The organism is Kitasatospora sp. NPDC059817, assembly GCF_042731835.1.
Classification (GTDB): Bacteria; Actinomycetota; Actinomycetes; order Streptomycetales; family Streptomycetaceae; genus Kitasatospora.
On record NZ_JBHWIR010000032.1, the window covers coordinates 1 to 21,816 of the forward strand.

Annotated in this window: 21 protein-coding genes and 1 riboswitch; of the genes, 13 read left to right on the forward strand and 8 right to left on the reverse strand. The window is 75.4% G+C overall.

All coding sequences use genetic code 11. The features are described from left to right. The 3 genes from ACFV61_RS09735 to ACFV61_RS09745 form a co-directional block, all read left to right on the forward strand. Positions 1-844: ATP-binding cassette domain-containing protein (locus tag ACFV61_RS09735; protein ID WP_380490953.1), on the forward strand; the 844-nt coding region annotated here is incomplete at its 5' end. A gap of 122 nt (positions 845-966) precedes the next feature. Next, on the forward strand, positions 967-2,730 hold the full coding sequence (locus tag ACFV61_RS09740; protein WP_380490955.1) for an ATP-binding cassette domain-containing protein: 1,764 nt from the start codon (positions 967-969) through the stop codon (positions 2,728-2,730). A gap of 167 nt (positions 2,731-2,897) precedes the next feature. Continuing rightward, positions 2,898-3,071, forward strand: coding sequence for a hypothetical protein (locus ACFV61_RS09745; protein ID WP_363372238.1), 174 nt, complete (start codon positions 2,898-2,900; stop codon positions 3,069-3,071). Positions 3,072-3,191: 120 nt separating this feature from the next. On the opposite strand, the gene ACFV61_RS09750 is transcribed toward ACFV61_RS09745, so the two are convergent. Continuing rightward, on the reverse strand, positions 3,192-4,283 hold the full coding sequence (locus tag ACFV61_RS09750) for an alcohol dehydrogenase catalytic domain-containing protein (protein ID WP_380490957.1): 1,092 nt from the start codon (positions 4,281-4,283) through the stop codon (positions 3,192-3,194). A gap of 176 nt (positions 4,284-4,459) precedes the next feature. Here ACFV61_RS09750 and ACFV61_RS09755 point away from each other — a divergent pair, with 176 nt between their 5' ends. From ACFV61_RS09755 to ACFV61_RS09770, 4 genes are all read left to right on the forward strand, one after another. Further along, complete coding sequence (locus ACFV61_RS09755) at positions 4,460-5,116, forward strand: class I SAM-dependent methyltransferase (protein WP_380370540.1); 657 nt, start codon at positions 4,460-4,462, stop codon at positions 5,114-5,116. A gap of 185 nt (positions 5,117-5,301) precedes the next feature. Next, entirely contained in the window at positions 5,302-6,465 is a 1,164-nt protein-coding gene (locus ACFV61_RS09760; protein WP_380482114.1) for a hypothetical protein, read from the forward strand. Between the two features lie 7 nt (positions 6,466-6,472). Then, on the forward strand, positions 6,473-7,471 hold the full coding sequence (locus tag ACFV61_RS09765; RefSeq protein WP_380490959.1) for an N-acetylmuramoyl-L-alanine amidase: 999 nt from the start codon (positions 6,473-6,475) through the stop codon (positions 7,469-7,471). A 195-nt stretch (positions 7,472-7,666) separates the two neighbouring features. Then, on the forward strand, positions 7,667-8,587 hold the full coding sequence (locus ACFV61_RS09770) for a hypothetical protein (RefSeq protein WP_380490961.1): 921 nt from the start codon (positions 7,667-7,669) through the stop codon (positions 8,585-8,587). Positions 8,588-8,735: 148 nt separating this feature from the next. Here ACFV61_RS09770 and ACFV61_RS09775 read toward each other — a convergent pair whose 3' ends face one another. The 3 genes from ACFV61_RS09775 to ACFV61_RS09785 form a co-directional block, all read right to left on the reverse strand. Beyond that, positions 8,736-9,797 carry a hypothetical protein gene (locus ACFV61_RS09775; protein ID WP_063347384.1) on the reverse strand — a complete coding sequence of 354 codons (1,062 nt, stop codon included), beginning with the start codon at positions 9,795-9,797 and terminating at the stop codon, positions 8,736-8,738. Then, complete coding sequence (locus tag ACFV61_RS09780) at positions 9,794-10,543, reverse strand: methyltransferase domain-containing protein (protein WP_363372252.1); 750 nt, start codon at positions 10,541-10,543, stop codon at positions 9,794-9,796. Before ACFV61_RS09780 ends, ACFV61_RS09775 begins: the two co-directional genes overlap by 4 nt. 123 nt (positions 10,544-10,666) lie before the next feature. Then, positions 10,667-11,977, reverse strand: coding sequence for a glycosyltransferase family 4 protein (locus ACFV61_RS09785; RefSeq protein ID WP_079135554.1), 1,311 nt, complete (start codon positions 11,975-11,977; stop codon positions 10,667-10,669). A gap of 254 nt (positions 11,978-12,231) precedes the next feature. On the opposite strand from ACFV61_RS09785, the gene ACFV61_RS09790 reads away from it, so the two are divergent. The 6 genes from ACFV61_RS09790 (at position 12,232) to ACFV61_RS09815 (ending at position 18,769) form a co-directional block, all read left to right on the forward strand. Continuing rightward, complete coding sequence (locus ACFV61_RS09790; protein WP_063351068.1) at positions 12,232-12,861, forward strand: TetR family transcriptional regulator; 630 nt, start codon at positions 12,232-12,234, stop codon at positions 12,859-12,861. A gap of 103 nt (positions 12,862-12,964) precedes the next feature. Continuing rightward, positions 12,965-13,040, forward strand: a riboswitch (cobalamin riboswitch). Positions 13,041-13,157: 117 nt separating this feature from the next. Beyond that, positions 13,158-14,405 (forward strand): prenyltransferase/squalene oxidase repeat-containing protein, encoded by a 1,248-nt coding sequence (locus tag ACFV61_RS09795; protein ID WP_380490963.1) that lies wholly within the window; start codon positions 13,158-13,160, stop codon positions 14,403-14,405. Then, complete coding sequence (locus ACFV61_RS09800) at positions 14,402-15,160, forward strand: SCO2322 family protein (RefSeq protein ID WP_380490965.1); 759 nt, start codon at positions 14,402-14,404, stop codon at positions 15,158-15,160. Before ACFV61_RS09795 ends, ACFV61_RS09800 begins: the two co-directional genes overlap by 4 nt. Positions 15,161-15,213: 53 nt before the next feature. Further along, complete coding sequence (locus ACFV61_RS09805) at positions 15,214-16,317, forward strand: CbiQ family ECF transporter T component (protein WP_380490967.1); 1,104 nt, start codon at positions 15,214-15,216, stop codon at positions 16,315-16,317. Continuing rightward, positions 16,314-17,924: an ABC transporter ATP-binding protein gene (locus tag ACFV61_RS09810; protein ID WP_380490969.1), complete on the forward strand. Its 1,611-nt coding sequence runs from the start codon at positions 16,314-16,316 to the stop codon at positions 17,922-17,924. Before ACFV61_RS09805 ends, ACFV61_RS09810 begins: the two co-directional genes overlap by 4 nt. Continuing rightward, positions 17,921-18,769 (forward strand): ECF transporter S component, encoded by an 849-nt coding sequence (locus ACFV61_RS09815; protein WP_380423713.1) that lies wholly within the window; start codon positions 17,921-17,923, stop codon positions 18,767-18,769. Before ACFV61_RS09810 ends, ACFV61_RS09815 begins: the two co-directional genes overlap by 4 nt. Positions 18,770-18,795: 26 nt before the next feature. On the opposite strand, the gene ACFV61_RS09820 is transcribed toward ACFV61_RS09815, so the two are convergent. From ACFV61_RS09820 to ACFV61_RS09835, 4 genes are all read right to left on the reverse strand, one after another. Further along, on the reverse strand, positions 18,796-19,635 hold the full coding sequence (locus ACFV61_RS09820) for a helix-turn-helix domain-containing protein (RefSeq protein WP_380490971.1): 840 nt from the start codon (positions 19,633-19,635) through the stop codon (positions 18,796-18,798). A 233-nt stretch (positions 19,636-19,868) separates the two neighbouring features. Further along, the gene (locus ACFV61_RS09825) at positions 19,869-20,957 is read right to left on the reverse strand and encodes a methyltransferase domain-containing protein (RefSeq protein WP_380490973.1); all 1,089 of its coding nucleotides are present in this window, start codon (positions 20,955-20,957) and stop codon (positions 19,869-19,871) included. Between the two features lie 13 nt (positions 20,958-20,970). Continuing rightward, positions 20,971-21,123 carry a hypothetical protein gene (locus ACFV61_RS09830; protein WP_380423710.1) on the reverse strand — a complete coding sequence of 51 codons (153 nt, stop codon included), beginning with the start codon at positions 21,121-21,123 and terminating at the stop codon, positions 20,971-20,973. A gap of 346 nt (positions 21,124-21,469) precedes the next feature. Beyond that, positions 21,470-21,754 carry a hypothetical protein gene (locus ACFV61_RS09835; protein WP_380423709.1) on the reverse strand — a complete coding sequence of 95 codons (285 nt, stop codon included), beginning with the start codon at positions 21,752-21,754 and terminating at the stop codon, positions 21,470-21,472. Positions 21,755-21,816: the final 62 nt, after the last annotated feature.

Genomic DNA, 21,816 nt, shown 5'->3' on the forward strand with positions numbered 1-21,816 from the left:
GGGGGGCGGCGCGGGGGGGGGGGGGGGGGCGCGGGCCCGGGGGGGGGGCGGCGGGGCCGCGCCGCGCCCCCCCGCCCGCGCCGGCCGCCGCCCCCCCCCCCCCCCCGCCGGCGCGCCCCCGGCCCTCCCCGTCGGCGGCTACGGGGAGGTCGTCCTGCGCGGCGTGGTGGTGCGCGACGGCGACCGGGTGCTGCTCGGCCCGCTCGACCTGACGATCCCCGGCGGCCGCACGGTCGCGCTGGTGGGGCGCTCCGGCTCCGGCAAGTCCCTGCTGGCCGCGCTGCCCGGGCGGCTGCTCGACCCCGACGAGGGCGCCGTACTGATCGACGGCGTCCCGGTGGACGCGCTGGCCCCGGCCGAACTGCGGCACGCGGTCGGCTACGCCTTCGCCCGGCCCGCCCTGGTCGGCCGTACGGTCCGCGACGCGCTGGCCGGCGCCGGCCCAGCCGAGGCGGCGGCCGCCCGCGCGGACGGCTTCCTCCAGCGGCTGCCCCGGGGCTGGGACACCCCGCTCGACGAACTCCGGCTCTCCGGCGGCGAACTGCAACGCCTCGGCCTGGCCCGGCTCCTGGCCCGGCCCGCCCGGGTCGTCGTCCTCGACGACGCCACCTCGGGACTGGACCTCGCCACCGAGTACCAGGTCAGCGAGGCTCTCGACCGCGCCACCCTCGGCCGCACCCGGCTGGTGGTCGCCCACCGCGCCGGGGTCGCCGCCCGCGCCGACCTCGTCGCCTGGCTCGACGCCGGCCGCCTGCGCGGCCTCGCCCCGCACACCGCCCTCCTCGCCGACCCCGACTACCGCGCCGCCCTGTCGGACACCGCCCTCCAGACGGCCTCCGCCTGATGGCCCGTCACCGCGCCCCGTCCGACGGCGGCGCAGGAAGTCGGCCCGATCGACTTCCTGTGCACCCAGCCACCCCGGCGCCACCCGGCCCGAGACGTCGGCGCCGGCCCGGCGCGGGCCGAATGCCCGGCACCGGAAGTCGGCGGCGCCGACTTCCCGCGTCCGCCTCCCCCGGATGGGCGCTGCTGTTCCGGCAACTGGCCGTCACCCGCGGGCCACTGCTCCGGCTGCTCGGCTGGTCCGGGGTGGAGGCGCTGCCGCCGCTGCTGTCCGGGCTGTTCGTCTCGGCCGCCGTCGACCAGGGGTTCCTGGCCGGGCGGCCGGGGGCCGGGGTGGCCTGGCTGGCCGGGTTCGGCGCCGCGATGGCCGTCCGGGCGTACGCGGCGCGGGCCGGGTTCCCGCACCTGGCGGGGGTGGTGGAGCCGTTGCGGGACGCCCTGGTCGAGCGGGTGGTCCACAGCGCGCTCGCCCGACCGTCGGCGGATCCGGCCGAGGTCGCCCGGCTCACCGAACAGGTGGAGTCCGCACGGCAGTTGACCGCCACCCTGCTGCGCACCCTGCGCGGCGTCGGGGTCACCCTGGTCGCCGCCCTGGTCGGCCTGGCGCTGCTGGCGCCCGCCGTCCTGCCGCTGGTCCTGCTGCCGCTGCTCGCCGCCGGGTTCCTCTTCTTCCGTCTGCTGCGCCCGCTGGTGGCGCGGCGGAGGGCGGTCGTGCTCGCCGAGGAGCAGCTGGCTGCCGAGGCGGGGCGGGCGCTGCACGGGTTGCGCGACGTGCAGGCCACGGGCACCCGGGAGCAGGTCGCCGAGGCGCTGACCGGGGCCGCCCGGGCGAGCGCCGCCGCCGCCCGCGCCCTGGGCCGGGCTTCGGCCCTGCGCGCGCTGGTCGTGGCCCTCGGCGGCCGGCTGCCCGTCCTGGCCGTCCTCGCCGCCGCGCCGTGGCTGCTCGCCCGCGAGGCCCTGACCCCCGGCGAACTGCTCGGCGTCGCGACCTATCTGCTGCAGCAACTCGACCCGGCGGTCAGGACGTTGGCGGGTACGGTCGGCGGCTGGCTGCTCAACCTCGCCGTCGTCCTGGACCGCCTGGCCGCCACCACGAGCGCCCCCCTGGCGGACGCCGCCCCCGGCGCGCTGCCCGGGAGAGCCCCGGGGCAGGAGCCGGAGGTGCGGGTCAGCGGGTTGGGGTTCGGGCACGGCGGGGCCGGGGCGCCGGTGCTGGAGGGCCTGGAGTTCGGGTTCGGGCCCGGGGAGCACGTGGCCGTGGTGGGGGTGAGCGGGGCGGGGAAGTCGACGCTGGCGGCCCTGCTGGCCGGGGTGCTGGCGCCGACGGGCGGGGCCGTGTCGGTGGGCGGGGTGCGACCGGACGGGCTGGCGGGGGCGGCGCGGGCGCGGCTGGTGGCGCTGGTGCCGCAGGAGGCGTACGTGTTTCCGGGGCCGGTGCGGTCCAACCTGACCTGGCTCTCCCCGGAGGCCACGGAGGAGCAACTCGCCCGTGCCGTCCGCTTGCTGGGGGCTGATCGGCTGGTCGCGCGGCTGGGTGGCCCGGAGGCCGTCCTGCGCGATCCGGGCGTGTTGTCGGGCGGGGAGCGGCAGTTGCTCGCGCTGGTGCGGACGTATCTGTCGCCGGCACCGGTCGTGGTGCTGGACGAGGCGACCTGCCACCTGGACCCTCGTACGGAGGAGCGGGTCGAGCGGGCGTTCGCCGCCCGGCCCGGGACTCTCGTCGTGGTCGCGCACCGGATCAGTTCGGCCCTGCGCGCGGACCGGGTGCTGCTGCTGGACGGCGGGCGGGGGGTGCTCGCCCGGCACGGCGATCTTCAGGTGCTGTCCCCGCTGTACCGCGAGTTGGTCGGTCACTGGCTGGGTTCGACGGCAGGTCGCGCGTCATGATCTCGATAGGATCTCGTCCGTTCCGGCCGTTATGGTGGCCGGGGCACGGGCCGCGATCACCGGCTGTGGCGCGTACCGAGCGCCCGATCGGGGACCCGACCGCGCGCCGCCAAGCGCCGGCCGGGCGCCGATGACCTGCACCCTCCGCACGGAAAAGACGATTTCTGATGTCCGACACCCTCACCGACACCACCGGACCCACGGCCAACGGGACCGACGCCGACGAGAGCACCGCCTGGGACGCCTCGTCGCACGGCCGGCACCGGGGCCGGTCCGCCGCCGACGACAAGCCCGAGGCCGACCCGCACGGCCGGCACCGCGCCGCGGCGGACCGGGGCTGAGCACACCCGCACCGGGAGGGCCCGTCGGGGGGAGCACCCCCCGGCGGGCCCTCGTCGCGTCCCGGGTCCTGGGTTCGGGGTCCCGGGTTCGGGGTCCTGGGTTCGGGGAGGGCGCGCGGCTCAGCGCCCCAGCGTCACGACCGTCCGCAGCGCCTCGCCGCTGCGCATCTGGGCGATCGCCTCGTTGACGTCCGACAGGTCGACGCGGTGGCTGATCATGCCGTCGAGGTCGATCCGCCCGGCCCGCCACAGGTCGACGACCAGGGCGATGGTGCGGGCCACCGGCGCCCCGCCGTAGAGCGAGGGCAGCAGGCGCTTCTCGTTGAAGAACAGCTCGCCCATGGTGAACTGCGCGAGGTCGTCCTGCGCGCCGGCGCCGATCACCACGACCGCGCCGCCGCGCCGGGCCGCGTCGTAGCCGGCCCGGACGGTCGCGGACCGGCCGACGGCCTCGAAGACGTAGTCGAAGCCGCCGCCGGGCAGGCCCTTCGCCGTCGCCTTGAGGTCCTCGGGGGCGATCGCCTCGGTCGCACCGAAGGCCAGTGCCCGCTCGCGGCGCGAGACGACCGGGTCGACGACGGTGATCCGGGCGGCGCCGCAGACCCGGGCGCCCTGCACGGCGGCGACCCCGACCCCGCCCGCGCCGATCACCGCGACGGAGGCGCCGGGTTCGACCCGGGCGGTGTTGACGGCGGCGCCGACGCCCGTGGTCACCCCGCAGCCGATCAGCGCGGCGGCCTCGTACGGCAGGTCGGCGGGCACCTTGATGACGGCGTCCGCGGCGACCACGACCTCCTCGGCGAACGCCCCGGTGCCGTAGAACCCGGAGGCCTCGACCGCCGCGCCGCCGTTCTCGAAGCGGAAGCCGGGCGCGCCGAGCCGCCGCAGGCTGGCGATGCACAGGTGGCCGCGGCCCCGCTCGCAGTGCGCGCAGCGGCCGCAGGGCGCCATCCAGCAGAGCACCACGCGGTCGCCGGGGGCGAGGCCGGTCACGCCCTCACCGACCTCCACGACCTCCCCGGCCCCCTCGTGCCCGGGGACGAACGGCGCGGGCTGCGGCAGGACGCCGCTCATCGCCGAGAGGTCGGAGTGGCAGAGGCTGGCGGCGCGCATCCGGACCCGTACGGCGCCCGGCCCGAAGCCGACGGCCGTCACGTCCTCCCGGACGTCGAGGGTCTCCTGGCCGGTCTTGTGCAGGACGGCTGCGCGCATGGGGCTGCTCCCGGTGTGCCTCGTGTGCTCGGTTTCCACGGTCGGGCCCGATTCTGACACGGGCGACCCGACCCGACTAGAACACGTTCCAGGGCCGCTGTGGTCCACCCCTCTACCGTCGAGTAGGGTCCGGGTCGAACGCGTTCGCGCACGTCCCGAGCCCGAGGAGCACCGTCATGTCCGACCTGCTGGAGAGTGTCCGCCCGGCGGCCGAGGTGCTGGCGGCGTTCGAGGCGGCCACCGGGTTCATGCCGGTGGACGAGGGGCTGGCGCTGTACGCGGCGGCGGTGACGGCGGCGCGGCGCACCGGTCTGCCGCTGCTGGAGATCGGCACCTACTGCGGCCGCTCGGCGGTCCTGCTGGCGGCGGCCGCCCGGGAGGCCGGGACGACCGCGCTGACGGTGGACCACCACCGCGGCTCGGAGGAGCAGCAGCCCGGCTGGGAGTACCACGACCCGACGCTGGTGGACCCGGAGGTGGGGCTGATGGACACCCTGCCACGGTTCCGCCGGACGCTGCACGCCGCCGGGCTGGAGGAGCACGTGGTGGCCCTGGTGGGCCGCTCGCCGCGGATCGCGGCGCTGTGGGGGCGGCCGCTGGCCCTGGTGTTCATCGACGGCGGGCACACCGACGAGCACGCGACCGGCGACTACGAGGGCTGGGCCCCGCACCTGGCGCCGGACGGGCTGCTGGTGGTGCACGACGTGTTCCCGGACCCGGCGGACGGCGGCCAGGCCCCGTACCGGGTGTACCTGCGGGCGCTGGCCGAGGGCTTCGAGGAGGTCTCGGTGACGGGCTCGCTGCGCGTCCTGCGCCGGACCGCCGCGAGCTAGCCGCCCGCCCTAGCCGCCCACCGCCCGGTCCGCCGGCCGATCCGCCGAGCGGCCCCACAGCCCTGCACGGATGCTCTAACGTCGTGCCGGAGCTGTCGGGCGGAGGTTCGAACGGTACGGTGTCCGCGCAGCACCAGGCAGAGCATCGGCGGACGGTGGGGGCTAACGGTGGGGGCTAGCGGCACATGACGGACCAGCACAACACCGCTCCGGCAGTCTGGGACCCCACCGCGCGCGGCGGCGCGGGCGGCTGGGTGCGCGGCCCGCAGCGACCCGCCGAGCCCACCCCGGCGCAGCCGAACCCGGCGCAGCCCGCCCCCGCTCAGCCCGCCGCCGGCGCCGTCGGGGACCAGGGCCCGCCGCTGGGCGCCCGCCCGTACCTGGCCGCCCCGCAGCCGCCGTCCGTGCCGCCGCCGGCGCCGTTCCCCTCCCGCGCGTCCGCGCAGACCCCGGGCCCCGGCTACGTGTCCGGCGAGGCCCCCGGCCCCGGCTACGTGTACCCGCCGCAGCCGCCCGCCGGCCCGCAGCAGCCCCCGTACGTCCCGTACCAGGGACAGCCCGACTACCCCGCCGCCTACCCCGCCGACCACCCCGTCGGCTACGAGGACCTGGACGACGAGGACCGCCCGAGCAACCGGAAGGCGCCGCTGCTGATCGGCTTCGCGCTGCTCCTGGTGGTGGCGGTCGGCGGCGGCCTGCTGGTGGCCGCCCGGAACAGCGGCGACAAGAAGGACCAGGCCTCGCCCGCCCCGCCGTCCGCCTCCGCGACGTCCACCGGGAACCCGTCGGCGGGCCCGGCGCCCACCGGTACGGACGCCGCGCCGAACGGCGCCACCGACCCGGCCTCGTCCGCCGCGGCGCCGTCCCCGACCGCGAGCGGTGCCGGCGCCAACGCCAAGACGCAGGCGCAGGCCCTGGACGGCCTGCTCACCGAGGGCGAGAGCGCGAAGGCCCCGATCGGCAGCGCGGTCGCCAAGGTGAGCAGCTGCCCGGCGAAGGCCGACATCGAGAGCGCGGCGCAGGTGTTCGACAACGGCGCCAAGCAGCGCGACGGACTGCTGCGCAAGCTCGCCGGGCTGAGCGCCTCCGACGTGCCGGGCGGCGCGGACGCGATGGCGTCGCTGAAGTCCGCCTGGCAGCTGTCGGCCGACATCGACCGGGCGTACGCGAACTGGGCGCGGGCGGTCGCCGGCCAGGGCTGCTCGGGCTCGGCCCCGAACACCGCCGACAAGAAGCGGGCCGACGAGCTCAACCCGCAGGCCACCCAGGCGAAGAAGGACTTCGCGGGCAAGTGGAAGCCGATCGCCGACACGTACGGCCTCACCCCGCGCACCCAGGACAGGATCTGATCCACCCGTGACCGGCCCGAACTCCCGCCCGCCCCGCCGTTCCACCCTGCTGCGCGCCACCACGGCGGTGGGCGCGGCCGTTCCGCTCTGCCTGGCGGGCTGGCTGGGCTGGCAGTCCCTCGGCCACTCCGCCGCGGTGGGCGGCACCGCCGCGCCGGCCACCTCCCCGACCGGAACCGCCACGCCGGGCACCGCCACACCGGAAGCCACCGCACCGGAAGCCACCACCCCGGAAGCCACCGCACCGGGAACCCCGGTCCAGACGCCGACGACCCCGACGACGCCCGCCCCGCCGAACACGCCCGCCCCGTCGGACACCCCGGTCTCCCCCACCGCGCTCACCGGCCGCACCATCCTGCTCGACCCCGGCCACAACCCCGGCAACTCCGCGCACACCGCCGAGATCAACCGCCTGGTCGACATCGGCAACTCCCGCAAGCAGTGCGACACCACCGGCACCGAGACCAACTCCGGCTACACCGAGGCCGAGTACGCCCTGGACGTCTCCCACCGGGCCCGCGCCATCCTGGCCGCCCGCGGCGCGACGGTGGTGCTGGCGCAGGACGGCGACCGCCCGTGGGGCCCCTGCATCGACGAGCGCGCCCGGGCCGGCGCCGACGCGCACGCCGACGTGGCGCTGTCGGTGCACGGGGACGGCGGTCCGGCGGGCGGCAGCGGGTTCCACGTGATCCTCCCGGCGAAGGTGGCGGCCGGGAAGGCGGACAACGCGGCGATCGTCGAGCCCTCGCGCCGGCTCGGCCTGCTGCTGCGCGAGCACTTCCGCGCCGCGACGGGCGAGCCGTACGCGGACTACACCGCGAGCGACGGCCTGGACACCCGCTCCGACCTGGGCGGCCTGAACCTGTCCACGGTGCCGAAGGTGTTCATCGAGTGCGGTAACATGCGCAACCCGGTGGACGCCAAACGGATGACGGATCCTCAGTGGCGGCAGCGGGCGGCCCAGGGGATCGCCGACGCGCTGACGGCGTATCTGACCACCCGGTAAGGGAGTTGGGCCGGGGCGGCGGACGGCGTGCGCACCGCCCGGGTCGCGCCTTTGGCAACGACTTCGCCCCATTCCCGGTCCCGCCGTGCACCGGCGGTGCGGTTGGGCCTAGGCTTCTGGTCCGTTCGGGAGTTTCGGCCGGTCAGCCCGACCGCACGAACCGCCGTCCACGACACGTCAACGAGGGGAACGTTAGTGAATCTGCGCGCTCTCACCAGGGGAGACGCCGCCGTCGCCGGCGCGGCCGTCCTGCTCTTCATCGCCTCCTTCCTGCCCTACTGGACGGTGGACTGCACCGGCCGGTACTGCGGCGACACGTCGCAGAACGCGTGGAGCACCCAGTTGTTCCCCATCCTGCCGTCGATCTACCTGCTCGGCATCGCCGCCGCGGTGCTGATCCTGCTGCACCGCTTCCAGGGCGAGGCCGCGGCCGGGCGCCAGGTGCTCGGCCTGCGGCTGGACCAGTGGGGCATCGCCTTCGCCGTCGTCGCGCTGTGGACGGCGCTGTGGTCGCTGGCCGGCGGCCCGGCCGGCGGCAGCTTCGGGCACGGCTTCGGCGCCTGGCTCGGCCTCATCGCGCTGATCGTGCTGGCCGGTGCGGCCGCGGCCGCGCCGATGGTGCCCGCGCTGAAGGCCCCGCTGGTCGCCGACCGTCCGGCGGCCGTCCCCTACCAGGGCGGCTACCCGGCCCCGGGCCAGCCCGGCCAGCCGGCGCAGCCCGGCCAGTACGGCTACCCGGCCCCGGGCCAGGACCCGAACCAGGCCCCGGCGTACGGCGCCCAGCCCGGTGGCTACGGCTACCCGGCGGCCGGCCAGCCGCAGCCGGTGCAGGCCGGTCAGCCGCAGGACGCGGCCGCTGCCCCGCAGCCTGTCCCGGCCGCGCAGCCGCAGCCGACCCCGGCCGCCCCGGCGGCCGACTTCGCACCGTTCTGGTTCGCCGTCCCGGCCCCGCGCTCGCTGGCGTCGAAGGACAACCCGGCGGGCGCCCCCGTCGGCGAGCTGGTGCCCGGCACCTGGTACCTGGCGGTCGAGCAGCGCGGCAGCGCGCTGGTCGCCCAGCTGCAGGACGGCACCGTCGGCCTGCTGGCCGACACCTCGGGCATCCAGCGCGGCTGACGCCCCCGCCAGTACGACGAAGGGGTGGGACCGGATCTCTCCGGCCCCACCCCTTCGCGTTGCCCGTACGGGCCTCAACCGTCGTACGGGCCTCAGCAGTCGTACGGGCCTCAGCCGTCCGTACCGGCATCGGCCACGGCTACGGGCCTCAGCAGCAGTCCTGGACCACCAGCCCGGCGGGCAGCTGCTCCCCGCCGAAGACCGCGACCGTCGCCGGGTCGCCGCCGAGCGCGGCGACCGCGAGCAGCAGTGCGCCGGCCGTCCAGGTGGTGCGCTCCTCCGGCCAGACGGCGTCGTCCTCGAAGACGTACCCGGTCCAGTAGGAGCCGTCCTCGTGCCGCAGGTGCTTCTGGATCCAGCGCAGGATCTCCACGGCGCGGTCGGAACGGCCGATCGCCCAGAGCGCGAGGGCGAGTTCGGCGCTCTCGCCGCCGGTCACCCACGGGCGGTCGCTGACGCAGCGCACGCCGAGGCCGGGGACGACGAAGCGGTCCCAGTCCCGGTCGATCCGTTCCAGCGCCGCGTCGCCGCGCAGTCCGGTGCCGAGCACCGGGTAGTACCAGTCCATCGAGTAGCGGCCCTTGTCGAGGAACCGCTCGGGGTGGTGGGTGATGGCGTGCCCCAGCCGGCCGGCGGCGAGCTCCCAATCGGGCTGCGGCTCCTCCAGGTACTCGGCGATGGCCAGCCCGCAGCGCAGCGCGTGCAGCATGCTGGACGAGCCGGTGAGCAGCGCCTCGTCGGTGGCGGTGCCGTCCTCGTCGAGGCGCCAGGCGATCGGGCCGCCGGGCAGCCGCTGGCCGACGATGAAGTCCAGGGCGCGCCGGACGACGGGCCAGATCCAGTCCAGGAAGGCGTCGTCGCCGGCGCTGAGGTGGTGGTGCCAGACGCCGACGGCCACGTAGGCGCAGAAGTTGGTCTCCTTGGCCCGGTCGGTGACGGCGCCGTCGGTGTAGGCGGCGTACCAGGAGCCGTCCGGGTTCTGGGTGGCGGCGAGCCAGCGGTAGGCGGCCTCGGCGGCGGCGTGCTCGCCGGCGGTGTCGAGGGCCATGGCGGCCTCGGTGTGGTCCCACGGGTCGAGGTGGTGGCCGGCGAACCAGGGTATGGCGCCGTCGGGGAGCTGTTCGGCCAGGATGCTGCGGACGGTGCCGGCGGCCTGCTCGGCGTCGAGCACCCCGTCGAGCAGCAGTGCCTCGGGGACGGCGGCGGTCATGCGTCCACGCGCCCGGGCTCGGTCCGCCGCGGCTTGGACGCGTAGGCGACGAAGCTCTTGCCGATGACCGGGTTGAGCGCCCGTTCGGCGGCCTTGGTGAGGGTGCTGATCACCGGGGTGCCGACGATGTCCCAGACCAGCAGCTGGTGGTAGGCCTTGACCGGCAGTGCCTTGTCGTTGTTCACGCCGACCGCGCACTTGATCCACCAGTACGGCGAGTGCAGCGCGTGCGCGTGGTGGGTGCCGTAGGGCTCCAGGCCGGCGTCCTTGAGCTTGCCGAGCAGTTCGTCGCCCCGGTAGATCCGGATGTGGCCGCCCTCGACCTCGTGGTACTCGTCGGACAGCGTCCAGCAGATCTTCTCGGGCAGCCAGCGCGGCACGGTGACGGCGAGCAGCCCGCCCGGCTTGAGCACCCGGAACATCTCGTTGAGCACGCCCTTGTCGTCGGGTATGTGCTCCATCACCTCGGAGATGATGATCTTGTCGAAGTAGTCGTCCTCGAACGGCAGCGCCAGCGCGTTGCCCTCCATCGCGACCGCCGACGCGCCCTCCGGGGCCTCACCGGCCTGCTCCATCGCGGCGAACCACTTCTGGACCTCGGCGATCTCCTCGGCGTTCTGGTCGAGGGCGATCACGTTGGCGCCGCGGCGGTAGCACTCGAACGCGTGCCGGCCCCCGCCGCAGCCCAGGTCGAGCACCCGGTCGCCGGGGGCGAGCGGGAAGCGCGAGAAATCGACGGTCAGCACTGCAGGGCTCCCATTCCTTTTGCTACCAAGCGGACTTGACGCCGCGTCAGTTCGATCCGCTACCGCTCCGCACCGGGCGGCCGGGGCCGCCGGGCGGGCGCCGCGCAGGGCGGCCGGAGCGACTCAGGGCACGTACCGCCAGCCCGGCCCGGAGCGGGCCCGGGCGCCGGCCCCGGTGGCGATCGCCGCCCGGTAGGCGTCGGCGGTCAGCTCGGCGGCCCGCGCCCAGGTGAACCGGGCCAACACCCGCTCCCGGCCGGCCGCGCCGAGCCGGGCGCGCAGCCGCGGGTCGTCCAGCAGCCGGCCGAGCGCCGCCGCCAGCCGGTCCGGCTCCCCCGGCGGCACGGCCAGGCAGGTCTCCCCGTCCGGCCCGGCCACCTCGGGGATCGCGCCACCTGTGGTGGCGACCAGCGGGGTGCCGGTGGCCATCGCCTCGGCGGCGGGCAGCGAGAAGCCCTCGTACAGCGACGGCACGCAGGCCACCTCGGCCGAGCGGTAGAGGTCGACCAGCTCCTGGTCGGTCAGGCCGCTGCGGAACTCGATGTGGTCCGCCAGCCCGAAGCGGCGCACCGCCTCCGCCACCGGGCCGTCCTCCTTCTGCGGCTTGCCGACCACCACCAGGTGCGCGGGGCGCTCGGTGCGCACCTTCGCCAGCGCCTCGACCAGGAACACCAGGCCCTTGAGCGGGACGTCCGCGCTGGAGGTGGTGACGATCCGTCCGGGGACGCGGGCGATCTCCTCGGAGGGCGACCAGAGCCGGGTGTCGGCGCCGATCGGCACCACCGAGATCGCGCCCGGCGCGGCGCCCAGGTGCTCGGCGATCTCGCGCTGCGAGGTGCCGGAGACGGTGATCACGTGGTCCAGCCGGGCGGCGACCCGGCGCTGCATCCGGGTGAAGGCGTACCAGCGGCGCAGCGACAGCCGCTTGACCCGGGTGGTGGCCGCGTCCAGCTCCAACTGCCGGTCCACGGTGATCGGGTGATGGATCGTGGTGACCAGCGGGAAGCCGTGCCGGGCCAGGCCGAGCAGGCCGTAGCCGAGCGTCTGGTTGTCGTGCACCACGTCGTAGCGGCCCTTGTGCCGGGCCAGGTACTGGCGGGCGCGCAGCGAGAAGGTCAGCGGCTCGGGGAAGCCGCCGGTGCGCATGGTGGCGAACTCCAGCACGTCCACCGGGCTGCGGAACTCGCCGCGGGCGGGCGTGCGGAACGGGTCCTCGGCGCGGTAGAGGTCCAGGCTGGGCAGCTCGACCAGGCGCACCGAACCGGGGCCGTCGACCTCGTCCAGCACCGGGTACGGCTGGGCACCGATCACGTCCACGTGGTGGCCGAGCCTGGCCAGCTCACGGGAGAGGTGGCGCACGTACACGCCCTGACCGCCGCAGAAGGGGTCCCCGCGGTACGACAGCAGGGCAATCCGCAGCGGCTGCGCGGTCATCCTCGGGCCCTCATCTCTAGCTGCTATTCCTGTGCTGCTGCTGTCTCTACGTTGGCGACGGCGCTGCCGCCGGTCGCTAAAGTAGATCAGGTTTCAGTGGCTGTGGAACTCGTCATCGACCATGTGAACAATGAGAGACCTCGAAGATACCGGCCCGTAGCTTTCCCTCAGGAGCCAGGGCTGGTGATTCCCGCCACGCCGACCCTGCCGACCTTGTGGAGCACGCCGCCACCCACGCGCCCCGGGAGCACTCCTTGCCGCCGCCGACCACCTCCACGAGCCCCACCACCCCGCCCCCCGCGCAGCCGGGCGAGCCGCCGCTGACCGCCCGCCAGGCCGAACGCCGGCGCCGGATCCTGCGGGCCGCCACCGCCCTGGCCGCCCGCGGCGGGTACGAGGCGGTGCAGATGCGGGAGGTCGCGGAGACCGCGCAGGTCGCCCTCGGCACGCTCTACCGGTACTTCCCGTCCAAGGTGCACCTGCTGGTCGCGGTCATGCTGGAGCAGTTGCAGGGCCTCCAGGAGCACATCCGGCGCCACCCGCCGACCGACCCCGAACCGGCCCCGCGCGTCGCCGACACGCTCACCCGCGCCTTCCACGCGCTCCAGCGCGAACCGCTGCTCGCCGAGGCGATGGTCCGGGCGCTGTCCTTCGCGGACCGCTCCGTCGGCGCCGAGGTGGACCAGGTCAGCACCGCCACCGGCCAACTCATCCTGGACGCCATCGGCCAGTCCGGGCCACCCAGTGAGAGCCAGCGCGCGGCCGTCCGGGTGATCGAGCACACCTGGCACTCCGCCCTGGTCGCCTGGCTCTCCGGCCGCGCCTCGATCGCCGAGGTCCGGGCCGACCTGCACACCGCGGCCCGGCTGCTCACCCTGCCCTGACCCCGCCCTGACTGGAACCTGTTCCTGCCCGGGCAGGAGGGGCCGACCGCCCCCGGCGGTTAGAGTCGACGGACAGCACAACTTCATCCCGTCCCTCCCCCGGGGGAAGCCGGTGCGAATCCGGCGCTGACCCCGCAACCGTGAGCCCGGCCCCCGCGACGGCCCGGGCGAGTCGGACCGCCCGTGGAGGGGCGAGCGGCCAGCCCGGGCCCGCCACGCGCACCGCCCGGCACCGTCGAGGACTACGGAACGGCCCCGCCGGGCCACCACCGCTCACCGAAAGGCACACCTCCACCATGCTCACCGCCGCCCGCCTGGGCGCCGCCGCCCTGTCCGCCGCACTCCTCGCCGGCGCCACCGCCGGACCGGCCCTCGCCGACAGCCCCGCGCCCACCCCCGCCGCCGTCCCCGACGGCCTCTACGGCAAGGGCGACCCGACGTACGACGGCGTCTGGCGGCAGTCCCTCGCGCTCACCGCGCTCGCGGCGGCCAAAACCACCCCGGCCGACTCCGCCGTCGGCTGGCTCACCGGACAGCAGTGCGAGGACGGCGGCTGGCCCTCCTTCCGGGCCGCCGGCGCCGCCTGCGACCCCAAGACCGAGGACAGCAACGCCACCGCCGTCGCCGTCCAGGCCCTCGTCGCCCTCGGCGGGCACCAGGAAGCCGTCGACAAGGGCGTCCAGTGGCTCAAGGCCACCCAGAACGCCGACGGCAGCTGGCCCTACAACCCCGGCAGCCCCGGCGACGCCAACTCCACCGGCCTCGCCGTGAACGCCCTCTTCGCCGCCAGGACCGACCCGGCCGGCGTCGCCAAGGCGGGCAGGAACGCCTTCGACGGGCTCGCCCTCTTCCAGCTCGGCTGCGCCGCCCCCGCCGACCAGCGCGGCGCCTTCGCCTACCAGCCCGACCCGTCCTCCGGTGCGCTCGCCCCCAACACCCTCGCCAGCGCCCAGGCCTCGCTCGCCGCCGCCGGCGGCCACCTCCCGGTCGCCACCACCGCCCGCACCGACGCCGCCCCCAAGGCCCTCGGCTGCGACTCCGCCGCCACCTCCGCCACGGCTGCTCCGGTCGCGCACGCCGACTCCGGCGAGGCCGCCGGGGCGTACCTCACCGCCCAGCTCGCCGCGGGCGGCAACCACCTCACCCTCACCACCCCCGGCGCCGCCCCCACCCCCGACTACAACGCCACCGCCTGGGCCGCCCTCGGCCTCATCCAGAGCGGCCACCCCCAGCAGGCCACCGGCGCCGTCGACTGGCTCGCCAAGGAAGGCGCCGGCTGGACCAAGGGCGGCACCGACGCCGCCGCCACCGCCAGCCTCCTGCTCGTCACCCAGGCCGCCCAGCGCGACACCGCCCCGCTGACCGCCCAGCTCACCGCCCTCGGCCCGGCACCCAAGGCCACCGCCAGCCCCGCACCGACGACGGCGGCGTCCAAGAAGGACGACGGCATCGGCCAGTACTGGCCGATCATCGTCGGCCTCCTCATCGGCCTCGGCGGCGGCCTCCTCCTCAGCCTCCAGCGCAAGCGCGGCCAGAGGCTGTGACACCCCGACCCGCGCGCCTGGCCCGCCGCTGTGGCCGCCGTGCTCTCGTCCCGCTGCTCGGTGCGGTGCTCCTGCTGGTCGCGGGGACGCCGGCGGAGGCGGCGACGGGGTACCGGTACTGGTCGTTCTGGCGTGGCACCGGCGACGGGTGGCTGTACCAGCAGCAGGGGCCGGCCGTCGCCGTGCCACCGGACGGGGCCGTCGACGGGTGGCGGTTCGCGGTGAGTCCGGACGGCGGGCAGCAGGCCGCGCAGCCCCGGGCGGCGGGCGACTTCGCCGCCCTCTGCGCGGACACGCCCGCGCAGGCGGGCCGTAAGCGGGTCGCCGTCGTGCTGGACTTCGGCACCGCCGCCGACTCCGGCTCGGGCTCGGGTTCCGACTCGGACTCGGGTTCCGGTTCCAGTTCCGCTTCCGGTTCCAGTTCCGCTTCCGGTTCCGGCTCCGGTTCCACCGAGGCTCCGCCCGAGCAGCGGAGCGCGTGCGCCAGCGTCGTCTCGAACGCCACCTCGGCCGAGGTGCTGGCCGCCGTCGCCCCGCCGCTGCGCTACGACGCCAACGGCCTGCTCTGCGCCATCGCGGGCTTCCCGAAGGCCGGGTGCGCCGACCAGCTCGGGTCGGCTGCCAAGCCGGCCGGCCCGTCCGGCGGCGGCGGCTCGGACTCCGGCCCGGACGTCGGCCTGATCGCCGGTGGCGCGCTGATCGCCGTGCTGGCCGGCGGTGCCGTCTGGCAGGCGCGCCGCCGCCGCACCTCCTGACGCCGCCTTCCCCCTTCCCATACCCCTCCGGACCCCTCCACCTGGACTGACCCATGAGCACCGCCCGCGCCACCCGCCCGCCCACCGGCTCCCGGCAACTGCACCCCGGGGCCTGGTGGTTGTGGGCGCTCGGGCTGGGCGCGGCGGCGACCCGCACCACCAATCCGGTGCTCCTGCTGCTACTCGCCGCCGTCGCCGGGTACGTGGTCGCGGCCCGGCGCGGCGACGCACCCTGGTCACGCTCGTACGGCGCGTTCCTGCGGCTGGGCCTGCTGGTGCTGGGCATCCGGCTGGTGTTCGCGGTGCTGCTCGGCTCGCCCGTCCCGGGCACGCACGTGCTGTTCACGCTGCCCGAAGTGCCGCTTCCCACCTGGGCGCAGGGAGTGCGAATCGGCGGCCGGGTGACCGTGGAGGGCCTGCTCGCGGCCCTGTACGACGGGCTGCGCCTGGCCACCCTGCTGGTCTGCGTGGGCGCCGCGAACGCGCTGGCCAGCCCGGCCCGCCTGCTGCGCGCCCTGCCCGGCGCACTGTACGAGGCGGGCGTGGCGGTGGTGGTGGCGATGACCTTCGCGCCGAACCTGGTCGCGGACGTCCGCCGACTGCGAGCAGCCCGCCGCCTGCGCGGCCGCACCGACCGGGGGATCGCCGCCGTTCTGAGCGTCGGACTGCCCGTCCTGGAGGGCGCGTTGGAGCGTTCGGTGGCGCTGGCCGCGGCGATGGACACCCGCGGCTTCGGCCGCACCGCGGACGTCCCGCGCCGGCTCGCCCGCGCGACGGCCGCGCTCACCCTGGCCGGCCTGCTCGGAATCTGCCTGGCCGCGTACGGGCTGCTGACCGCCGGCGGCGCCGGCTGGGCGCCACCGGTGCTGCTGCTGGGCCTGGCCGCCGCCTTCGCCGGGCTACTGCTCGGAAGCCGACGATCCGTCAGAACCCGCTACCGGCCAGACCCTTGGGCGCTGCCCGAGTGGCTGACCGCCGGTTCGGGAGCCGCCGTCGCCGGGTTGACCATCTACCTGTCCACGCGCGACCCGGCCGCCTTCGCGCCCACCGTCGTCCCGCCGACCGTCCCCGCGCTGCCGCTGACCGCCGTACTGGCCGTACTGCTCGGCCTGGTGCCGGCGTTCGCCGCCCCGACCCCGCCCCGGAGGGCTTCGTGATCACCTTCGAGCAGGTCTCCGTCCGGTACGCGGACGCCGCCGCCCCCGCCGTCGCGGACGTCGACCTGACCGTCCCCGAAGGCGAACTCTGCCTGCTGGTGGGCCCGTCGGGCTCCGGCAAGTCCACCCTGCTGGGCGCGGTCAGCGGGCTCGTCCCGCACTTCACCGGCGGCACCCTGCACGGCCGGGTCACGGTCGGCGGCCGGGACACCCGCGAACACCGGCCGCGCGAACTCGCCGACCTGGTCGGCACGGTGGGCCAGGACCCGCTGGCGCACTTCGTCACCGACACCGTCGAGGACGAACTCGCCTACGGCATGGAGTCCCTGGGCCTGCCCGCCGACGTGATGCGACGCCGGGTCGAGGAGACCCTCGACCTGCTCGGCCTCGCCGACCTGCGCGACCGCGCCCTCACCTCCCTCTCCGGCGGCCAGCAGCAGCGCGTCGCGATCGGCTCGGTGCTCACCGTGCACCCCCGCGTCCTGGTCCTCGACGAGCCCACCTCGGCCCTGGACCCGGGCGCCGCCGAGGAGGTGCTGGCCGTTCTCCAGCGGCTCGTGCACGACCTCGGCACCACCGTGCTGATGGCCGAGCACCGGCTGGAGCGCGTCGTCCAGTACGCCGACCAGGTGCTGCTGCTCACCCCGGGCGCCCCGCCCGTCCTCGGCGAGCCCGCCGAGGTGATGGCGCACTCGCCGGTGCACCCGCCGGTGGTCGGCCTCGGACGGCTCGCCGGCTGGCGGCCGCTGCCGCTGTCCGTCCGCGACGCCCGCCGCAAGGCCGCCGGGCTGCGCTCCCGGCTGGACGGTCTGCACCCGGGCGCCACCCCTGTTCCAACCGCTTCGACCGCCGCACCGATCGCCACCGCCGAGCGCCTCGCCGTCCGGCGCGGCCCCGTCCACGCCCTGCGCGGCGTCGACCTGGCACTGCACCCAGGCGAGATCACCGCCCTGATGGGCCGCAACGGCGCCGGCAAGTCCACCCTGCTGGGCAGCCTGGTCGGCCTGCACACCCCCGCCTCCGGCCGGGTGACGGTCCGCGGCCGCACCCCGCACCGCACCCGCCCGGCCGAACTGATCCGCCAGGTCGGCCTCGTCCCGCAGGACCCGCGCGACCTCCTCTACGGCGAGAGCGTCACCGCCGAATGCGCCGCCGCCGACACCGACGCGGACGCCACCCCCGGCACCTGCCGCGCCCTGGTCGAACGACTGCTGCCCGGCATCGCCGACACCACCCACCCGCGCGACCTCTCCGAAGGCCAGCGGCTCACCCTCGCGCTCGCCGTCGTACTCACCGCCCGGCCCCCGCTGCTGCTGCTCGACGAGCCGACCCGCGGCCTCGACTACGCCGCCAAGGCCCGGCTGGTGGAGATCCTGCGCGACCTCGCGGCGCAAGGCCACGCCGTCCTGCTGGCCACCCACGACGTCGAACTCGCCGCCGAACTCGCCCACCGCACCATGATCCTGGCCGAGGGCGAGATCGTCGCCGACGGCCCGACGGCCGACGTCGTCGTCTCCTCCCCCGCGTTCGCCCCGCAGGTCGCCAAGGTGCTGGCCCCCGGCCCGTGGCTCACCGTCCGCCAGGTCGCGGAGGCGCTGAGCGCATGAGCCGCCCTGTTCCGCTCGGCCGCCGCTCGCTGACGGCCCTGCTCCTGACCTCCCTCGTCGGCGTGACGGCCTTCGGCTGGCCGCTGCTCGCCTCCACCAAGTCCGCCCTGGTCGGCCACGCCACCGACGCCCCCTGGCTGTTCGCCCTGCTGCTGCCGCTGCTCCTCGCCGTCGTCATCGCCCAGATCTCCGAGGGCCGCACGGCGGGCGGCGGCGCGCCCGGCCTGGACGCCAAGTCCGTGGCCCTGCTCGGGGTGCTCGCAGCGGCGGGCGCGGCACTGCGGCCGCTCGGCGCGGGCACGGCGGGGCTGGAGCCCATGTTCTTCCTCATGGTGCTGTCCGGCCGGGTGCTCGGGCCGGGCTTCGGCTTCGTCCTCGGTTCGCTGTCGATGTTCGCGTCCGCGCTGCTCACCGGCGGCGTCGGGCCCTGGCTGCCGTTCCAGATGCTCGCCATGGGCTGGGTCTGCCTCGGCGCCGGCCTGCTCCCGGGCTCCGCCCGCCTGCGCGGCCGGCGCGAACTCTGGCTGCTCGCGGGCTACGGCGCGCTGGCCTCCGTCCTCTACGGCACGATCATGAACCTCCAGGGCTGGCCGTACATCGCCGGGCTCTCCGGCTCCATCTCCTTCGTCCCCGGCGACCCGCTGCCCGCCAACCTGGTCCGCTTCGCCGCCTACTGCCTCACCACGTCGCTGGGCTGGGACCTCCCCCGCGCCGCCCTCACCGTCGTCCTCTGCCTCACCCTCGGCACCGCCGTCCTGCGCGCCCTGCGCCGCGCCACCCGCCGGGCCGCCTTCGACGCACCGGTGACGTTCCGGCCGCCGGACTCCCGACCGCCGGGCGGGTGAACTCCGCCTCCCCGCCCCGGGGTCGACTACGGCAAGGCCCGCGACACCCTCGGAGCCCGGCACTCCCCGCACACCTGCCCGACCCCGGCGACGGGCCGCCCGCACAAGCCGTCCCGCCCAGGGCACTCATGCCGGCGCGGCCCGCCGCTTGCCCCCGGAGTCAACGGGGTCAACGGGGTCAACGGAACGGGCGGCACCTTCGCCAACCTCCCCGCCAGCACCGCCCCCACGCTGTGCGTGACCCGCTCCGGCAAGGGCGCGGCCAGAATCCCCGCCAGCGCCTCCCCGCTCCACCCGCCCGCGAGCAACCCCTCCACCCGCGCGGCCTGATCGCACAGCGGCTTGCCCGCCAGCGCCATCCTGGGTTCCCTGCGCCCGAGTTCGAGCAGCAGCGCCATGCCCGCCGTCAACTTCTCGGACGGAGGGACGGAAGGAACTTCCGCTTCCTTCACCCTCACCTTTCCGGAAGGGTTTCCCGCCTTCCCGGCGCACGCCACCCCAGCTCCGGGCCCACCGGCGGCCGGGGACACGGGAAGCGGCGGCAGGGTGTGAACCGCCTTGCCCGTCACCGGCACTTCGTGCACCGAGACGATCGTCCGCACCTGCCCCGTCACCGGATCCCGCTGCGTCCGCCGCACGTAGTGCCCGGCCGCCTCCAGCTCACGGAGCGCCCGCGCCACCGTCGCCCGGCCCTCGACGCTCTTCGCCGCCAGCGTCCGGATGTCCTCCCGCGCACCGTCCGGCAGGCTGAGCAGGTAGCTGAGCAGCCCACGCGCCGCCCAACTCAGTGAGTGCTTCCGGACGACGTGGCCGTTGTCGAGGATCGTGTACCCGGGCGAGTGCTTCGGGATACGATGAATGTGCATTCGGGAGCCTTTCACTCCTAGTGCCATTCCCCGGGGTGTTCCTGCACCGCCGGGGCTCACTTTTGCCGCGCATAGGCCGTCCCTCCGAACGCCCGCGCCGACACAATGATCACCGCAATGTGCTAACCAAGCGTCAAACTCCCCACCACATCACCCAAACGGGCGGCGCAAACGCGCACCCCCCAGCGCACGCCAGCCTCACAAGCCCGGGGCGCACCTCCCAGCCACTGCCGTCAGCCGATCACACAATCCGGGCTATCCAGCCACACCCGGTGCTCACCCGCGACGGTGACCGTCACCCCGAACCGACCGAGCCCGGGCGCGCCTTGGCGCTGCCACCAGGCATGGGCAGCCGTCACCTCGCCCCACAGGCTCCGGGGCCCGGACTGCGATACAGCGTGCTCGCCATCCCAGTCGGCGAGGCGGCAGTGGGCGTACGACACGCCGTCCCAAACCTCGAACCGGCCGGTGCCGAACCGGTCATAGCCTGCCCACACCTCCTGCCGGAGAAGATCCGGCAGCCGCAGGCCGACCGCGAAAGCGGCGTCGGTGTGGTCGGCCACGGCAGCGGGATCGAGCCCCGACGGGCCGCGCCGGACATCCTCGATATCGAACTGCCCGCTCCTCGGCCGCTGGTCGCGCACCCACATGAACGCGACGTCCTCGACGAACGGCCCGCTCGCCGAGGTCCCGTCCTCGGAGACGGTGAGCTTCAGCAGCGCACCGTTGCAGAACGGCGTGCCGTAGGGCACGACGATGACGCCGCCGGGCACCGTCTGCTCGATCAGCGCACCAGGGACGCGCTGCACGGCCGCAGTGACGTGGACCCGGTCGTACGGCGCGCCCGCCGGATGCCCGAGCGTTCCGTCTCCGACAACGGTGGTGACTGGCAGGCGGTTTGCCACCAGCCGGCACCGCGCGTCGTCGGAGAGGTCGCGGTCCAGTTCCACCGTCGTGACGCTCTCCGCCCCGAGCCGGTGCGCCAGCAACCCTGCCGTCCACCCCGTGCCGGTGCCCACGTCGAGCACCCGCATGCCATCTTCGACGTCGAGGTGCCGGAGCATCTGCGCCACGACCGTGGGCATGGAGCTGGACGAGGACGGCGTGGTGCCGTCCTCGTCCAGCTGGGTCACGAGCGGGATGTCCGAGCCGACCAACTCGTTCCACTGAACGGGAAGTTCCCGACGGTCGATCCACTCGCCCTCGCAGTGGATCCGATCCGGCACGAACAGCCGGCGCGGCACGGCTCGGAACGTCGACTCCCAGTCCGCCGACAGCGTCCCGGACTCCCGGAGGCCGTCGGCCAAGGTGTCCCAGTTCATGCGATCACTCCCCTCAAGGCTTCGACGGCTTGGGCAGGTTGGTGGGCGGCGCGTCCCGCTTGCCGTCGTGCGGCGCGGTGTCCGGCTTCCCGGAGTGCCCACCGCCCTTGCCCCCGCCAGCCTTGCCGGGCCCGTCGCCGCCGGATCCTCCGCCATGTGCGCCCATGCGCTTCTCCTCTCGAAGTCCTTGCCAAGATCAGATATTGCTCGGGTTGAGACAACAGGGCCGCCGCCCTCACGGGCCGCCGAAACAGAGCGCCAGCAGCATCGCCGCGAGCACGGCTGCTCCCGCAATCGACACCGCGCAGGCGGCGAAGAATGCTTTGTGACGACCATCGGGTGAATCGCACCTCACCGGTGTGCGCTCCGATGGTGGCGACGCATCAGTACGCGGGCGTCAACGGCACTGGAGTAGTCGAACCGGGCCGCCGACTCCGCCTCCCGAACGGCTAGTTCGGCGCATTGCTCACAGTCGCCGACCGGCCCCGAAGCGGTATCGCGGCCCGCCTCCATCAGTTCCACCGGGACACCCAGTTCGCCTCACGCACACGGGCTTCCAGGTGCTCACGCCGCAGCCGCAGCCACTCGCCGTTCGCGGCCTCGAACCGCACGAACGCCCGAATGGTTCCGTCGCCGTCCCGCAGCCACTCACCGCCCTGCTCGTCACGGACGTGGTAGCAACGCGCCGCCGGGTCCCAGCGGATGCCGTACCCGTGCGTGGCGGCCGGATCCAACTCCCGCACCGCCTGCCGCGACAGCCTGGCCGCCCTCGCGGCGGCGACTCCGTCCTGCGCCATTCGCACACTCCCTTACGCACCGAACCCGCAATGTCACTCGACGCTACGGGTTCGTCACTGTG

Excerpts from the sequence above, each read along its gene's own strand:
- ACFV61_RS09745 (WP_363372238.1), top strand. The coding sequence starts at position 2,898 with ATGTCCGACACCCTCACCGACACCACCGGACCCACGGCCAACGGGACC.
- ACFV61_RS09815 (WP_380423713.1), top strand. The coding sequence starts at position 17,921 with ATGAGCCGCCCTGTTCCGCTCGGCCGCCGCTCGCTGACGGCCCTGCTC.
- ACFV61_RS09805 (WP_380490967.1), top strand. The coding sequence starts at position 15,214 with ATGAGCACCGCCCGCGCCACCCGCCCGCCCACCGGCTCCCGGCAACTG.
- ACFV61_RS09775 (WP_063347384.1), bottom strand. The coding sequence starts at position 9,797 with ATGACCGCCGCCGTCCCCGAGGCACTGCTGCTCGACGGGGTGCTCGAC.
- ACFV61_RS09825 (WP_380490973.1), bottom strand. The coding sequence starts at position 20,957 with ATGAACTGGGACACCTTGGCCGACGGCCTCCGGGAGTCCGGGACGCTG.
- ACFV61_RS09830 (WP_380423710.1), bottom strand. The coding sequence starts at position 21,123 with ATGGGCGCACATGGCGGAGGATCCGGCGGCGACGGGCCCGGCAAGGCT.
- ACFV61_RS09795 (WP_380490963.1), top strand. The coding sequence starts at position 13,158 with ATGCTCACCGCCGCCCGCCTGGGCGCCGCCGCCCTGTCCGCCGCACTC.
- ACFV61_RS09740 (WP_380490955.1), top strand. The coding sequence starts at position 967 with ATGCCCGGCACCGGAAGTCGGCGGCGCCGACTTCCCGCGTCCGCCTCC.
- ACFV61_RS09785 (WP_079135554.1), bottom strand. The coding sequence starts at position 11,977 with ATGACCGCGCAGCCGCTGCGGATTGCCCTGCTGTCGTACCGCGGGGAC.
- ACFV61_RS09760 (WP_380482114.1), top strand. The coding sequence starts at position 5,302 with ATGACGGACCAGCACAACACCGCTCCGGCAGTCTGGGACCCCACCGCG.
- ACFV61_RS09835 (WP_380423709.1), bottom strand. The coding sequence starts at position 21,754 with ATGGCGCAGGACGGAGTCGCCGCCGCGAGGGCGGCCAGGCTGTCGCGG.
- ACFV61_RS09755 (WP_380370540.1), top strand. The coding sequence starts at position 4,460 with ATGTCCGACCTGCTGGAGAGTGTCCGCCCGGCGGCCGAGGTGCTGGCG.
- ACFV61_RS09750 (WP_380490957.1), bottom strand. The coding sequence starts at position 4,283 with ATGCGCGCAGCCGTCCTGCACAAGACCGGCCAGGAGACCCTCGACGTC.
- ACFV61_RS09820 (WP_380490971.1), bottom strand. The coding sequence starts at position 19,635 with ATGCACATTCATCGTATCCCGAAGCACTCGCCCGGGTACACGATCCTC.